The following is a 14,270-nucleotide window of genomic DNA, read 5'->3' on the forward strand; positions in this document are numbered from 1 at the left end:
CGTCGGAGCTTCCATTCCGACAGCTGGATTCCGTGGATTCTAAGTGATCACGAATTGCTGGAGCGCGAAGGGGACCGGAGGGCGAATTCGCGGCTCGTGGACCTGGAGCCCAGCGGGGTGTTCAGAAGGTGATGGGCCGGGCGGGTGCCATGGTGCCCAGCGTCTTCTTGAGGGCGTCGGGGCGATTCCCTAGACTCCGCGCCGCATGGGCGAGGTCGTGGAGGCAGCGTGAGTCATGAGCCGACGAACCCGCCTGCCGAGCCCCGGTGGCGCCCGCTCGTGTTGGCGCTGGGGCTGACCGCCCTCTTCTTCCACCGGGCCGTCTTCTCCGCCGAGGTCTTCTTCCTCCGGGACATCCAACGGGTCTACCTGCCCCTGCGTGCCTACTGGCGGGAGCGGGTGCTGGGGGGCGGATTTCCGCAGTGGTATCCCCTCGACGGGCTCGGTCAGCCCTACGTGGGCATGGTCATCTCCGGGACCTTCCACCCGGCCCAGCTGGTGTCGCTGGTGCTGCCGGGAGCCCAGGGCTACAAGTGGTGCGTCCTGCTGTGCTTTCCGGTGGCGTTCCTCGGCATGAACGCCCTGGCGCGGCGGCTCGGATGGGGGGCCCGGCCCGCGTTGCTGGCCGCCCTGCTCTACACCTTCAGCGGCTACCTCGTCGGCATCACCAACAACCCCCCGTACCTCATGGCCGCGGCCACCGTGCCCTGGGTGCTCTGGGCCCTGGAGGGGTTCCTCGCGGCGCCCACGGCCTGGCGGCTGCTGGGCTCCGGCGCGCTGCTCGCCCTGGTGCTGTTCTCCGGTGATGTGCAGGGCTATGCGGTCTGTCTGGGCGGCGTGCTCCTGTGGAGCGCGTGCCGCCTGGCCCCCGAGGGACGCAGCCGCTCGCTGGGCAAGGCCCTGGGAGTGGTGGGCGTCGCCGTGCTGCTGTCGGCGGTGCAGATCCTCCCGACGCTGGAGGTCGTGGGGGACGTGCGCGCGTCCGGGCAGACGCCCACGGAGGCCATGGCGTGGTCCGTCCATCCCGTGCGCCTGTTGGAGTTCTTCCTCGGCCCGATCTTCGCGGGCATCCCGGGCGAGCGGGTGCAGATGGCCATCAGCCAGCGGCTGCTCTCCACCGCGAGGACCAACTTGTGGGTGGACTCGCTCTTCATCGGCGCTCCCGCGCTCCTGTTGGTGGGCGTGGCCCTGGTCACCCACGTGCGGCGTCCGCGGGCGGCCGTGCTCGCCGGTGCCGCGCTCGGGGTGTTGTTGCTGGCGCTCGGCAAGCACGCGGGGCTGTACGCCTGGGTCTTCGAGTGGGTGCCCCCCTGGCGCGCCTTCCGCTACCCCGAGAAGTTGATGCCGTTCGTCACCTTCTCCCTGGCGCTCGCGGCGGGCGTGGGTCTCGAGCGGCTCGAGCGCGAGCCCGTGCCCCCTCGCTGGGTGGGGCGCACCGCGTTCGTCCTGGGCGCCCTGTTGCTCGCGACGGGACTCCTCGAGTGGCGCGCCCACGTGTTCTCCGAGGTGTGGCTCGGGGGGCTGTGGGAGGGCGGTCCGCTGCTGGAGGCGCAGCAGCGCATTGGCGGGCAATTCGTCCTGGGCAGTGTGCTGGCCGGCGTGAGCCTGCTGCTGTTCGGCGGCGTCCTCGTGAGAGTGCGCTCCGTGGGGATGAGGGCCGGGCTCATCGGGGCCGTGTGCCTGGCGGGCCTGATGCTGGCCAATGGTCCCATCTACAAGGTGGGAGATCCGCTGCTGCTCGAGTCGCCTTCGCCCTTCGTCCAGCGCATCCAGGAGGAGTCGCGAGCCCGGGGTGGGCCGCCTCCCCGGCTGTTCCGGCTGCCGGGCCGCGTCCATGTGCCGGAGTCCTCGCCGGTCTCCTCTCCCGAGGAGGGGCTCGCGCTCTTCAACGGCGCCGCGCTGGAGCCGCTCGTGCCCGGCATGTTCGGCCTGGAGAGCACGAGCGCGTACATGCCGGCCGTCTCCCGGCGGGTCATCACCCTCTGGGACGCGCAGCGCGAGTGGTTCATGCGCTCCGCGGGCCTCTTCGGCACGCGCTACCTCGTCATCTCGCGCGAGTTCTCCGAGCAGGTGCTCAACGGACCGCGCCGGGTGGTGGAGCGCCTGGACGCCTTCGGGCTGCTGTTGCTGGAGGACACGAGCGCGCTGCCGCGCGTGTACCTCGCCCATCCCCGCTGCGTGGCCGATGCGCCGGAGGCGGTGCGTCGGCTCGGAGGCGGACTCCAGGTCCCCCGGGAGGTGGTGGTCGAATGCGAGACGCCGCTGAGCGAGGCGCCGGTGGAGGCGCCCCTGGGGGAGGTCTCCGCGGCCCGGTTCGAGCCGGAGCGGGTCGAGGTGGAGCTGACTGCCCGGGGGGGCGAGGTGCTGGTGCTCAACGACGCCTTCTACGCGGGGTGGACGGCGAGCGTGGACGGGACGCCCACTCCCATCCTGCCCGCCAATGGGGCCGTCCGGGCCGTCGCGGTGCCCCCGGGAGCGCATCGGGTCGTCTTCAGCTACCGCATGCCAGGGCTCGCCCTGGGCGCCTGGGTGAGCGGGGTCACGCTGCTGGTGCTGCTCGGGGCGGGGCTCGTGGCGCGGCGTGTTTCGTCCTCCGCCGCCCCGCCCCCGATGGGAGGTTGAGCTACTTGCCCTCGACCACCCGAGTGACACGCAGGACGGTGGCGGTGCCCGCGGGACCCGCGTGGGGCACGTTGCCCACCGAGGCCTCGACCTTGAGGCCGGCCCCCTGGTGGACCTTCTCCATGAGGCGCTCCCGCTGCTCGTCGGTGAGGCCGAGCGCGGACAGGTCGAGGTCGGTGATGCTCAGGCCCTCCGACTTGGGGTCATCCGCCGGCCGGGCGACCAGGGAAGGGCAGGGGGCGGCGATGCAGCGCACGCCACTGTCCTTCACGATGTAGATGACGGGTCTGGCGGCGGTGGTGCCACCCGAGACGTCCTGGCCCGGCGTGGTGTCTTCGGGCGCGGGGGTGGGCGCGGCGGGGGTGCCACCGGACTCGGCGGGCCGGGCCTCGACGGCGGGGCGGGTGTTGCTGGTGCACCCGGCGAGCAGGCCGAGCGCGAGGGGAAGGGCGAGCAACGACGAGCGTGAGGTCATGGCAGGGGCTCTCGCGAGAGGAAGAGGCGCAGTCTCATCCTCTCCCTGAACGGATGCCACCCCCATTTCGGTCTCAGAGGACCCGGCTGACGCGCAGGATGGTGGCGGTGCCCCCGGGGCCCGCGTGGGGGACGGTGCGCACGGTGGCTTCCACCTTGAGGCCAGGGCCCGTCTTGTGGGTGGACTTGAGGAGCGAGGAGCGCTGCTCGTCGCCCAGGCTCAGCGCGGACAGGTCGAGGTCGGTGACCTTGAGCCCGGCCTCCTCGGGCTTGTCCGCCCGGAGGGCGAGGTAGACGGGGCAGGGGGCGGTGATGCAGCGCACGCCGCTGTCCTTCACGATGTAGACGACGGATTCCTGGGGGGGCTCTGGGGTGGTCATGAGGGGGCGGGCAGTCTCGCCGTCCCACCGGGTGGATTCCAATCCAAAGTTCCAACCTGAAGGGGGAGGTGACGCGGGGGGTGGTGCCTTCCCCGCGCCCGCCGTGTCCTACATGCCGGGCAGGCGGGAGTCCCCGGCGCTGGACGCCTCGATCGGATGCCGGACAAGTCGGCATGACCCCGGACGTCACGTTCGTTGACGACCCGAGAGGGCCGGGCTACATCCGGATCGAGGCGGCCTGCCGGGTCGCCACCTCTTATCCCGCACCCTGGTTCTTCAAGGTCCCCCGAGATGGAATTCCGCATCGCCGCCGACGAGCTGAAGAAGGCCCTCTATCGCGCCCAGGGCATCGTGGAGCGCAAGACGACGATGCCCATCCTGGCCAACGTGTTGCTCACCGCGACCAAGACGGGGGTGACGGTCACGGCGTTCGACCTGGAGATCGGCATCGTCTCCGAGCACGCCGCCGAGGTCATCAAGCCGGGCGCGGTGACGTTGAGCGCCAAGTACGTGTTCGACATCGTGCAGAACCTGCCGGACGCGCACGTGACGCTCAAGAAGCTGGCGAACAACTACGTGGACATCACCAGCGGTCCGGCGCACTTCAAGATCGTGGGCACCGCCCCCGAGGAGTACCCGAAGCTGCCGCGCGAGGAGAACGCGCCGCTGGTGCAGGTGACGGGCAACACGCTCCTGGAGATGATCAAGAAGACGCAGTTCGCCATCTCCACGGACGAGACGCGCTACATCCTCAATGGCGTGTATTTCGAGCCGCAGGCGGGCGGCAAGGTGCGCATGGTGGCCACGGACGGGCACCGCCTGTCGTTGGTGGAGCGCGAGCTGACGGGGGACTTCAAGCTCAAGGGCGGCGTCATCATCCCGCGCAAGGGCCTCATGGAGCTCAAGCGCCTGCTCGACGAGGCGCCCGACGCCGAGTGCCACCTGGGGTTCGCGGAGAACTCGGCGCTCTTCAAGAAGACGGGCCTCACCATGGTGATGCGGCTCATCGACGGGCAGTTCCCCGAGTACCAGCGCGTCATCCCCAAGGAGGGGGACAAGGCGGTGCTGGTGCCCAAGACGCGCCTGCTGGAGGGCCTCAAGCGCATCGCGCTGCTCAGCGCGGACAAGAGCTACGCGGTGCGCATCGGGCTGGCGGAGAACCAGCTGCTCATCACGGCGAACAACCCGGACCTGGGCGAGGCCAAGGACGCGCTGGACATCGCCTACCAGGGGGCCGCCATCACCATCGGCTTCAACGCGCGCTACCTCATCGACGTGCTGGGCGTGACGGACACGGACGAGGTGGCGTTCGAGCTGGGGGATGAGCACAGCCCGGGGGTGTTGCACGCGCCGGGGGACCGCAGCTTCACGGCCGTCGTGATGCCGATGCGCGTCTGAGTCCGCCGGGCCTCCAAGTCTCGTGATGGGTGTCGCTTCCCAGGACGTGAGCGTCGCTCCGCCCCCCGTGGCCCCCACCCCGCGCAACACCGGCCTGGACCGGGCGCGCGCGGTGGCGGTCATCGCCATGGTGATGGGGCACACGCTGGACGCGGTGTTGTCGGACACGGCCCGGCAGAGCACGGGCATGCTGGCCTACTGGTCGCTCCGGGCGATCACCGCCCCGCTGTTCCTCTTCGTGGCCGGGTGGGCCTTCGCGACGACGGTGCAGCGCACGGGGGCCCACGGCCTGCCGGTGTGGCGCCGCTATCTGCCGCGCGTGGGGCTGCTGCTGTTCTGGGGCTACCTGCTGCGCTGGCCGGGCTGGGCGCTCGAGGGGCTGCTCGCGGGCCGTGTGGAGATCTGGCGGCACTTCCTCGCCTTCGATGCGTTGCACGGCGTGGCGGGGGCGTTGCTGATTGGCTCGGGGGTGTTGTCGGTGGTGGCCGGGCGGGGGCCGCGCATGGTGGTGCTGGCGGGGCTCGCCCTGCTCTTTCCCTGGGTGAGCCCGTGGATGCGCCAGGTGGTGGCCGCGGGGCACTGGCCCCTGGCGCTGGAGCTGGCCCTGGTGGGCCGCATGTCCAACTTCCCGCTCTTCCCCTGGTCGGCCTACTTCTTCGTGGGCTGCGTGGCGGGGTTGGGGCTCGCGGGGGTGAAGCGCGTTCCGCACTGGATGATTCTCCTGGGCGGGGGCACGGGGATGCTGGGCGTGGTGTCGTTGTGGGGCGCGACCGTGGCCTCCCGGTGGGGGGGAGATGTCACGCTGGTGTGCTGGCGGGTGGGCCTTCTGGGCGTGGCGGCGGGAGTGGCCATGCTGCTGCCCTCCCGGCTGGATGGCTGGCTCGGGCCCGTGGGGCGCGCGTCGCTCTGGGTGTACGTGGTGCACCTGCCGCTCGCCTATGGCTGGTCCACGTTCCCCGGCCTGGGCAGCCGGCTGGGCCATTCACAGACGGCCCCCGCCGCCCTGGGACTCGCGCTGGTTGTCCTGGCCACGTCGCTGGCGATCGCACTGCCCGCGAAGGCGGCCTATGGGCGCTGGCGCAAGCGTGCGCGGCCCTCCGCCGAGCGTGACGGAGCCCTGCCCTCCAGGCCGCCAGTCTCGGAGTGATGTGTCCATTCGTGGTAGGATGACTTCCAGGGTTGTACGGCCTCGTCGTTCAAGGGCCATGGAGTCATGCCGTTGAATCGATTCGCCGTGCTCCTGGTGGGCCTCTACTCCCTCCTGGGCACACCCGCTTGGACCGCCGAGCCACCCGGACGCCTTGGCTTTCGCAGCTATGGCACGGAGGCCGGGGTCGACAATTACGATCTGTCTTGGATTCTCCAGGACGCGGACGGCTTCATCTGGGTATGCGCCGCGGACGCGGTGTACCGCTTCGATGGTGAGCGCTTCGAGCGCTTTGGCCGGGAGGCCGGCCTGCCCTCGACGATCGTGAGCGACATCACGCTGGATGCGCGAGGCCACCTGGTGGTGGTGACGCGCGCGGGGGTGGTGCGCTGGGAGGGGGAGCGCTTCGTCGACGTGCCGATGCCGGGCGTCGCCGAGCGGGTGTGGAGCCTGCGCGTGGACGCGCGCAAGCGGATGTGGGCGGGGACGGAAAAGGGCTTGTACTGGGAGGAGCAGCCGGGGCACTTCATTCCGGCGCCCGGCTGGCCGGGAGGCCCGGCGCTCAAGTTGTGGGCGGATGACTCGGGCGCGATCCAGGCCGTGTCCGAGCTGCGGCTGGTGAGCCGCGACCCCCAGGGGAAGTGGTCGGTGCGCGAGGTGCCGGGCCGGCCGACCTCCATCAACGCGCTCGTGCGCGACGGTCAGGGCCGCTTGTGGCTGGGCTATGAGGGCTGGTTGGTGATGCAGCCGCGGCCGGGGGCACCCCTGGTGGATCGCTCCTCGGTGTTGCGCGGGCTGCCGGGGGCGGGTCTCCGTCTGCGCGTGGGCAACGAGGGGCAGCTCCTGGTGCCCCACTATGGCGGCTTGCTGGAGATCCGCGGCGAGCGCTCGACGCTGTTGCGGCTGGGCCTGGCCAACCAGTCGGCGCGCATCAAGGACGTGCTGGAGGATCGCCAGGGGACGCTGTGGGCCGCGAGCATGGGGGTGCACCGCTCGCTGGGGCGGGGCTTGTGGAGCGTGCACGACACCACCACGGGGCTGCCCTCGAACATGGTGTGGGGGCTGGCGCGGGGCGCGGACGGGACGTTGTGGGTGGGCACGGACAAGGGGCTCGTGCGGGGCACGGCGGCCGGGTGGGTGCCGGTGCCGGGGTTGGAGGGCTACTCGCTCAAGGCCGTGAACGTGGATCGGGACGGGGTGGTGTGGGCCGCGGGCAACCCGGCGGGGCTGCACCGCTACGAGCCGTGGAGCGGACGGCTGCGGACGTTCGGCCCGGAGTCCGGCTACCTGTTCCGCTACACCCTGGCGATGCAGTGGATGCCCGACGGCTCGCTCTGGGTGGCCACGCCCTCGGGCTTCGCGCGGGGGGTGTTCAAGGACGGGGTGCCGTCCTTCACGCTCGTGCTGCGCATGACCCAGCGGGTGCTCGCCATGGACATGGCGCTCGACGCGGCGGGGCGGCTGTGGATGCCGGGCAACGGGCTCAGTGTGCGCGAGGGGGAGTCCACCCGGAGCTTCGGAGTGGCCGAGGGGCTGCTGGATGATCAGCTGCGCTACCTCCTGGTGCGGCGCGATGGCCGCATGTGCGTGTCCTATGTGGAGCCCCTGGGGGTGAGCTGCTTCAACTACCGGGAGGGGCGCCTCACGGACTTCTCGCACCTGAACCGTGGCCACGGGCTGCACAGCAACGTCGTCTACCAGTTGGGCGAGGACGCGGCGGGCCGGCTCTGGGTGGGCACGGGGGCGGGGGTGCACGTGGTGGGGCCGGACGGCGTGCCGGAGCACTTCGGCGCGAGTGGCGGAGCCGCGGGCAACGAGGCCACGGGCAACTCCTTCCTGGCGGACGCGGACGGCACGGTCTGGGTGGGGAGCGCGAGTGGACTGGGCCGCTTCGACGGGACGCGCTACCGCGGTCCGGTGGAGCCCCCGCGTGTCGTCCTGTTGAGCACCCACCTGGGGACGCGCACGTGGCCGCGGCCGCCGGAGGAGGGTCTGGAGACCCATCCGAAGGAGACGAACCTGGAGGTGCGCTTCGCGGTCCTGGGCGACGTGGACGAGGAGAGCCTGGAGCGGCAGGTGCGCATGGTGGGGATGGAGGAGTGGCACACCGTGACGGAGCAGCCGGTGCACTACAGCATGTTGCCACCGGGGGACTACCGCTTCGAGATGCGCGCGCGCCATGACCAGGGGCCGTGGGGGCCGGTGACGGGCTTCGCCCTGCGGGTGCGGCCTCCCTGGTGGGCCTCGTGGTGGGGGCGGTGCCTGGTCGTGCTGGGACTGGGGCTGGTGGTGGCGGGCGTGGTGCGCTGGCGCAACCTGACGCTGCGGCGGCAGAACGCCGAGCTGGAGCGCCTGGTGGCGGCGCGCACCTCCGAGTTGGATCGGGTGCGCGCGAAGGTGGCCCAGGCCGAGAAGCTCTCGGCCATGGGGCAGTTGCTGGCGCGGCTGTCGCACGAAATCAACAACCCCCTCACCGCCATCCACAACAACCTGCCGCCGGTGCGCGAGTACTTCGAGCAGCAGGCCGAGGGCTTGCGGCGCCTGCGCGAGCGGCTGGAGACGCACCCGGAGGAGGTGGAGGCGGTGGCGCGGGTGTGGAGCGAGCTGGAGTTGGACTACGTGCTCCAGGACACGCCCGACGCGCTGGAGGCGATGCGCGTCGCCACCGAGCGCATCCGCTCCATCCAGGAGGACCTGCGCGCCTTCCTGCGCGGAGAGCGTCCGCGCCTGGAGGTGGGGGACTTGAACCGGACGGTGCTGGACACGGTGGAGTTCGTGCGGCGCTCGTTGCCGCCGGGCATCCGGCTGGAGGTGCGGTGTGGAGAGGTGCCGCCGCTGGCGTTCCACGCGGGGCAGCTCGGCCAGGTGCTGCTCAATCTGCTGCGCAACGCGTTCGACGCGCTGGGCGAGGGCGGCGAGGTGCGGGTGTGCACGGTGGTGCGCGAGGGTCGCGCGGAGCTGGTGGTGGCGGACGATGGCCCGGGAATTCCCCCCGAGCTGCGCTCGCGCATCTTCGAGCCCTTCTTCACCACGAAGGACGTGGGCAAGGGCTCGGGCCTGGGGCTCGCCATCTGCCGGCAGATCATCACGGAGAACCACGGGGGCTCGTTCGAGCTCGACGAGTCGGTGGCTCGGGGAGCGTGCTTCCGGGTGGGGCTGCCGCTCGTCCAGGAGGGCCGCGAGGCGGCCTGACATCCTCACGTGAAGCCGTTGGAGGACGACAATCGGGGTCGGGGTGGCTGGACGAGATGATGACCAGGAGGCAAATTGGAGCTGACCGAACGGTCAGACTCCCCTTCGCTCCCGAGGTCCCCATGGCTGACTCCCTGATGCCCACTTCCCTGCGATCCGGCTTGTACTCGTCCGTGGCGGACACGCCGCGGGAGGATCTCCTCAAGGCGTACCGGGAGTTCCTCGAGCAGCGCAACGGGGAGATGGATTTCACGAAGGGCTTCTCGCGGCGCGAGGCGTGGCTGGGCGAGGCGGCGGGCTGGGAGGCGCAATTCGCGGGGGCGGTGGACGCCGAGGCCTTCAACCGGGCGTACCTGGATTTCCGCGAGGTGAAGCACCTGTCGTTGCCGGTGTTGGCGCTGCTGACCTTCGTGAAGGCCAACGCGGGGGAGGCCTACGGCGTGGAGGTGGTCAACCGCGTGCGCCAGAAGCGCCAGGACAGCACCCAGCTCTTCCATCAAATCGAGCGGCTGCTGAGCTACGAGGAGACGTACCACACGCGCATCCTCATTGGCGCCACGCAGCACTTCGGGGTGCAGGTGAAGGGGGCGTGGAAGCCGAACCTGCAGTTGCGCCTGCTCATCGGGGCGCTGGCGTACGCGCCGGGCGTGTTCTTCCATCCCATCCTGCTGGCGTCGGAGATTTCCGGCGTCTTCGTGTTCCAGTGGATGCTCAAGCGCGTGGGGGAGATCTTCCGGGATCAACCCGCGCTGCGCGAGTCCATGGAGCAGCGGCTGACGGAGATCCTCGTGGACGAGGTGGGGCACGTGGCCTTCAACCGCATGGCGGTGGGGGCGCGGGGCCTGGCGGCGGCGCGGAGCATGGCGCCGGGAGTGATGCGGGGGGTGATTGGCTCCACGCCCGAGTACCGGGCGCTCGGGTTCGATGAGAACGTGCTCAAGGAGATGGAGCGCTTCGACCTGCACCAACTGCCCGAGGAAGTGCGGCGCCGCTCCTACTTCGTCTGACGCTTGGTCTGACGGAGGGGGCGCTTGCGGCGGGCCGGGGTGGGGGTGGGCTCGGTGAAGAGGTAGCGTTTGATGATGAGGCTCGCCTCGCCGAGCCACCGCTCGCGCCAGTCGGCCTCGTCGCTCTCGGGCCAGCCGGAGGTGGGGCGGCGCATGGCGAAGGAGGTGAGCAGGAGCAGGCCCACGTGGCCCACGGCGGCCTCGGGGTCCAGCTCGGGGCGGACGTGGCCCTCGCGTTGGCCCTGGCGCAGCACGTCCACCGCGATGCGAATCCAGGGCTCCATGCCCTGCATGAGCACGGACATGTGGGGGCTGTCCGCGTCGAGCACCTCGCGCAGGAAGACGCGCGCGGCGTCCTGCTCGGTGTCGAAGAACTCGCGCAGCTGCTCCATGACGCGCTCCAGCCGTTCCGCGCTCTTGTCGGTGAAGGCGCCGAGCAACAGCAGCAGGTGGCGGTTGGAGTGCTCGATGAGGGAGTCGAGCACGGCGGCGTGCAGGGCCTCGCGCGAGGGGTAGTGGTAGAGGAGGGCCTGTTTGCTGATGCCCACCGCGAGCGCCACGTCATTGACGGAGATGGCGCCAAAGCCGCGCGAGGCGATGAGGTGAGTGGCTTCGCGGCGGATGCGCTCGCGCAGGCCCTGGGCGGGGGGCTTGCCCGCGCGGGGGGGAGGGGTCTTCACCGGGGGATCAGCGTGTGGGCTCTTGCGGCGCATGGCGGGACAGAGGCGAGGCGGTCATGCCGCTCGCGCTTCGTCTGGGGACTATCCCACGCCATTCGCGGAGAGGAAGAGAGTGACGGGCCGGTCGTGCCAGGCCCCCGGGAATCCCGGATTCAGGCGCGCGCGGCCTTCAGTTCGTCGATTTCCGTCCGGAGCAACCAGTCCTCGGGGAAATCGGAGGCGGCGCGGGAGATCTGCTCGAGCCTCCGGACATCCAGGCTCTTGGACTCGCGCTGGGCGCGCACCTCGCGGTAGAGCGCCGCGAGCGAGGGGTGCAGGGCAGAGGCCTTCTTGGCGCGGGCCTGGGCTTCACCTTCGCCCTCGGTGAAGGCGTTGAGGTCGCCGAACCAGCGGTCCCAGGTGCCGGGGTCCGCCGGGCCGCCGGCCACGGAGGGCAGGCGGGGGGTGAGGAAGAGCTGCGCCACGCTGGGCAGGGCCACGGGGCGGCCGGCGAGCTGCCCGCGCAGGTTGAGCACCTCACCCCCACCCGCGGCGAAGCCCTGGAGTTGGAGTCCGCTGGCGAGCTCGAGCTGGAAGGGCCCCTGGTCGGGGAGCGCTCCGTCGCCAAAGGCCACGAGCGCGAGTCCCGGCCAGGGCTTGCCCTCGGCCTTGCCATCGCGGGAGACGAGCACGGGGCCATCGAGCCGCACGAGCGCGGTGGAGAGCCCCTCGGCGACGGGGTGGAGGCCAGGGAGCATTTCGGCGACGCGGGCGGTCACCTCCCGGCCATCGGCGAGCACGAGGTGGTTGACCGTTGCGGCGCGCAGGGCCTCCTGGAGGCCGTAGTCCCCGCCGCGCTTCCAGGCGAGCGTTGCCTCGAACTCCTCGAGCACTTCGAAGAGGTGCTCGAAGTCCCGGGCCACGAAGAGCTGGGGCTGCATGCGGGTGATGTCGTACTCGGTGTCCGCGCACTGGAGGCTCAGGGGGACCTTCTTCACCTCGGCGGTGAGGCAGTGGCGGGCCTCGCCGATGCTGGAGAGCAGCCCGGCGCCATAGAGGCGGGGGGCCTCCAGGGCGCCGATGAGGCCGTATTCGGCCGTCCACCAGTAGAGCCGGGAGGCGCGGCTGCTCTCGCTGACATAGCGGCGGCTCTGGTTGGCGGCGTCCAGACGGGCCTCGGCGTGGTGGATCTGCTCCGGGGTGGCGGAGGGGTCCTCCTTGACCACGCTCAGGTTGCGGATGGCCTGGAAGACGGCCTCGTCCTCCACGGTGGAGATGGCCTTGAAGCCCACGAGCCCGCAGCGCTTGAGGTACTCGGCATAGCGCGCGTTGGCGATGATGGGGGCGTGACCCGCGCTCTCGTGAACGATGTCCGGGGCGGGGGTGTATTGGATGTGCTCGTGGGTGCGGATGTCCGCCGCGATGGCGAGCACGCCCAGCGATTGCAGCTCGGTGAAGACGGCGGGGGGAATGAAGCCGCGCACGCTCACCGCGCCCCAACCCAGCTTGGAGAGCTGCTCGTTCATCTCATCCAGGCTGGGGATGCGCTCGGTGCCGATGCCCGTGGCCTCCAGGCCCTCGATGTAGATGGGATGCGCCTTGCCGGCGAGCTGGCCGCGCAGTTGCCGGAGGATGTGCCGCCAGACGGCCTGATCCCTGGGCGTATAGGACGCATAGTCCTGGCTCACCACGTAACGACGCAGGTGGGCGGGCAGACGGGCGAGGGTCCGTTCAGTGGGGGTCATCGATGTTCCTCCCGGAGGAACCAAATTTAGGGAGGAATGACGGGGACGGAAATCCGATAAAAAACGACGTCCTAGTCGTTTTTCCGCCGTTTCGACGCGAGGCGCTGACGCAATCCGTCGAGGACGAGTCGAGCGGTTTCGGAGCTGGGGCCGCCGGAGGAGCGCAGAGCGACGACCTCGATGGCTTGGGGCTCCTCCTCGCGCAGCAGCCAGACGGAGAGGTCCTCGGGGAAGGAGCGCAGCAGCCGGAGGTCGGGGGCGATGGCGCAGGCGTGGTAGGCGCGCAGGAGATCGAAGAGGAGGAGGAAGCTCTGCACGCGGGCCACTTCGCGCACGGAGACGTCATGGGCGCTGAAGCGGGCGCTGTTGGCGGTGCCGTAGGGGTCGTCGCGCTGCCAGTCGATGAAGGGCTGGCCGGTCAGGTCGCGCACATGGAGCGAGCGGCGGGCGCCGTGGCGGGTGGCCAGCTCGTTGTCGGGGCCGCAGAGCACGACGAAGGGCAGGTGGAGGAGGGATTCCGCCTCGACGCCGCGGTGGGGTGGTAGGGGGGTGAAGTCCACGGCGAGGTCGAGCTGGCGGGTTTGCACCTGGCGCACGAGCTCGAAGGTGCCGCCGAAGCTGACCTCCAGCTTGATGTGGGCGCGGGCGACGTCTCCGGCGATGCCGGCGAGGAGGAAGTGGGAGAGGGTGGGGTTGAGGCCGAGCCGCAGGCTCGGCTCGGTGCTGGCGAGGTCGCGCAGTCGTTTGAGATCGAGCTGGTGGAGGGGCGTCTGGGTGCCCTCGTAGAGCTTTTCGCCGCGAGCGGTGAGGTGGAGGCGGCGGCCGGGGCCGCGTTCGAGGAGGGGCTGGCCGTCGGCGAGGGTGGTTTCGAGGGCGCGCAGGTGCTCGCTGACGACGGAGCGGGCGACGCCGAGGTGCTCGGCGGCGGCTTCCAGGCTGCCGGACTCGACCGCGGCCGCGAAGGACTCGAGCCAGACGAGGTGTCGTGGGAGCTTTCGGGGAGGCATCCAGCCCATCCTGTCATGGGGAGCAGGTGGGCGCCGGGGCGAGGGGGTGTTGGGAGGCTCTATCGTTGAAGGCCCGAAGGAGGAGAGGCCGTGCCTGGGCGGCTGCCTGGCCGCAGAGCATGGCGAGGCTCGCCGGGGTGCGGACTCCTGGAGGCAGGCGACGCGAGAGAAGAAGGAGGAGGCGTGGAGGGGCGTGAACCACGCCCATGCGGAGGGGAAGAAGAGGTGGGCAGACGCCTGTTGACTCAAGACACGGCGGTGGTAGAAGCCGCGCCCCCACGAACCGGCGAGGTCGCGCAGGCGGCGGAAGCGGAACGTGGGAAGAAGGAGTCGACGAAGCGGTGTTGACTCAAGACGCGGCGGTGGTAGAAGCCGCGCCCCCTCGAACAGGAAGGCGAAGCCGCGCTGGCGGTGGGACACCTGGACGGGAAAGACGAAATACCGAGTCGACGAAGGGATGTTGACTCAAGACGCGGCGGTGGTAGAAGCCGCGCCCCCACGAACCGGCGAGGTCGCGCGAGCGGCCGAAGCGGTGAAGGGGGGAAGAAAGAGTCGACGAAGGGATGTTGACTCGAGACGCGGCGGTGGTAGAAGCCGCGCCCCCACGAACCGGACGAAGTCGCGCAGGCGACAGCAGGC

Annotated in this window: 10 protein-coding genes; 5 read left to right on the forward strand and 5 right to left on the reverse strand. The window is 70.6% G+C overall.

Annotated features, from left to right (window positions below; all coding sequences use genetic code 11):
- The first annotated feature begins 228 nt into the window (after window positions 1-228).
- Window positions 229-2,622: a YfhO family protein gene (locus tag F0U63_RS01545; RefSeq protein ID WP_395842941.1), complete on the forward strand. Its 2,394-nt coding sequence runs from the start codon at window positions 229-231 to the stop codon at window positions 2,620-2,622.
- A 1-nt stretch (window position 2,623) separates the two neighbouring features.
- Here the strand turns inward: F0U63_RS01545 and F0U63_RS01550 are convergent, their stop codons facing one another.
- A complete protein-coding gene (locus F0U63_RS01550; RefSeq protein ID WP_395842943.1) occupies window positions 2,624-3,097 on the reverse strand; it encodes a DUF6748 domain-containing protein in 474 nt (157 codons plus the stop codon).
- A 73-nt stretch (window positions 3,098-3,170) separates the two neighbouring features.
- Window positions 3,171-3,476 (reverse strand): hypothetical protein, encoded by a 306-nt coding sequence (locus F0U63_RS01555; RefSeq protein ID WP_395842945.1) that lies wholly within the window; start codon window positions 3,474-3,476, stop codon window positions 3,171-3,173.
- A gap of 291 nt (window positions 3,477-3,767) precedes the next feature.
- Between F0U63_RS01555 and dnaN the strand changes: the two genes are divergently transcribed.
- The 4 genes from dnaN (at window position 3,768) to F0U63_RS01575 (ending at window position 10,220) form a co-directional block, all read left to right on the forward strand.
- Window positions 3,768-4,874, forward strand: a complete 1,107-nt coding sequence (gene dnaN, locus F0U63_RS01560) for a DNA polymerase III subunit beta (protein ID WP_395842947.1) — start codon at window positions 3,768-3,770, stop codon at window positions 4,872-4,874.
- 25 nt (window positions 4,875-4,899) lie between these two features.
- Window positions 4,900-6,021 (forward strand): acyltransferase family protein, encoded by a 1,122-nt coding sequence (locus F0U63_RS01565; RefSeq protein ID WP_395842949.1) that lies wholly within the window; start codon window positions 4,900-4,902, stop codon window positions 6,019-6,021.
- 66 nt (window positions 6,022-6,087) lie between these two features.
- Window positions 6,088-9,213 carry a two-component regulator propeller domain-containing protein gene (locus F0U63_RS01570; RefSeq protein ID WP_395842951.1) on the forward strand — a complete coding sequence of 1,042 codons (3,126 nt, stop codon included), beginning with the start codon at window positions 6,088-6,090 and terminating at the stop codon, window positions 9,211-9,213.
- Between the two features lie 122 nt (window positions 9,214-9,335).
- Entirely contained in the window at window positions 9,336-10,220 is an 885-nt protein-coding gene (locus F0U63_RS01575; RefSeq protein ID WP_395842953.1) for a hypothetical protein, read from the forward strand.
- On the opposite strand, the gene F0U63_RS01580 is transcribed toward F0U63_RS01575, so the two are convergent.
- From F0U63_RS01580 to F0U63_RS01590, 3 genes are all read right to left on the reverse strand, one after another.
- The gene (locus F0U63_RS01580) at window positions 10,208-10,900 is read right to left on the reverse strand and encodes a TetR/AcrR family transcriptional regulator (RefSeq protein ID WP_395842955.1); all 693 of its coding nucleotides are present in this window, start codon (window positions 10,898-10,900) and stop codon (window positions 10,208-10,210) included. The genes F0U63_RS01575 and F0U63_RS01580 overlap by 13 nt on opposite strands.
- A 152-nt stretch (window positions 10,901-11,052) precedes the next feature.
- A complete protein-coding gene (locus F0U63_RS01585) occupies window positions 11,053-12,624 on the reverse strand; it encodes an aromatic amino acid hydroxylase (protein ID WP_395842957.1) in 1,572 nt (523 codons plus the stop codon).
- 71 nt (window positions 12,625-12,695) lie between these two features.
- A complete protein-coding gene (locus F0U63_RS01590) occupies window positions 12,696-13,631 on the reverse strand; it encodes a LysR family transcriptional regulator (RefSeq protein WP_395842959.1) in 936 nt (311 codons plus the stop codon).
- Window positions 13,632-14,270 lie beyond the last annotated feature (639 nt).

The sequence above is a fragment of the Cystobacter fuscus genome (genome assembly GCF_044360685.1).
In the GTDB taxonomy this organism is placed as follows: Bacteria; Myxococcota; Myxococcia; order Myxococcales; family Myxococcaceae; genus Cystobacter; species Cystobacter fuscus_C.

Bases quoted from the DNA above. Each gene is read 5' to 3' on its own strand.
- F0U63_RS01585 (WP_395842957.1), bottom strand. From the start codon at position 12,624: ATGACCCCCACTGAACGGACCCTCGCCCGTCTGCCCGCCCACCTGCGT.
- F0U63_RS01570 (WP_395842951.1), top strand. From the start codon at position 6,088: ATGCCGTTGAATCGATTCGCCGTGCTCCTGGTGGGCCTCTACTCCCTC.
- F0U63_RS01550 (WP_395842943.1), bottom strand. From the start codon at position 3,097: ATGACCTCACGCTCGTCGTTGCTCGCCCTTCCCCTCGCGCTCGGCCTG.
- F0U63_RS01555 (WP_395842945.1), bottom strand. From the start codon at position 3,476: ATGACCACCCCAGAGCCCCCCCAGGAATCCGTCGTCTACATCGTGAAG.
- F0U63_RS01565 (WP_395842949.1), top strand. From the start codon at position 4,900: ATGGGTGTCGCTTCCCAGGACGTGAGCGTCGCTCCGCCCCCCGTGGCC.
- F0U63_RS01575 (WP_395842953.1), top strand. From the start codon at position 9,336: ATGGCTGACTCCCTGATGCCCACTTCCCTGCGATCCGGCTTGTACTCG.
- F0U63_RS01590 (WP_395842959.1), bottom strand. From the start codon at position 13,631: ATGCCTCCCCGAAAGCTCCCACGACACCTCGTCTGGCTCGAGTCCTTC.
- dnaN (WP_395842947.1), top strand. From the start codon at position 3,768: ATGGAATTCCGCATCGCCGCCGACGAGCTGAAGAAGGCCCTCTATCGC.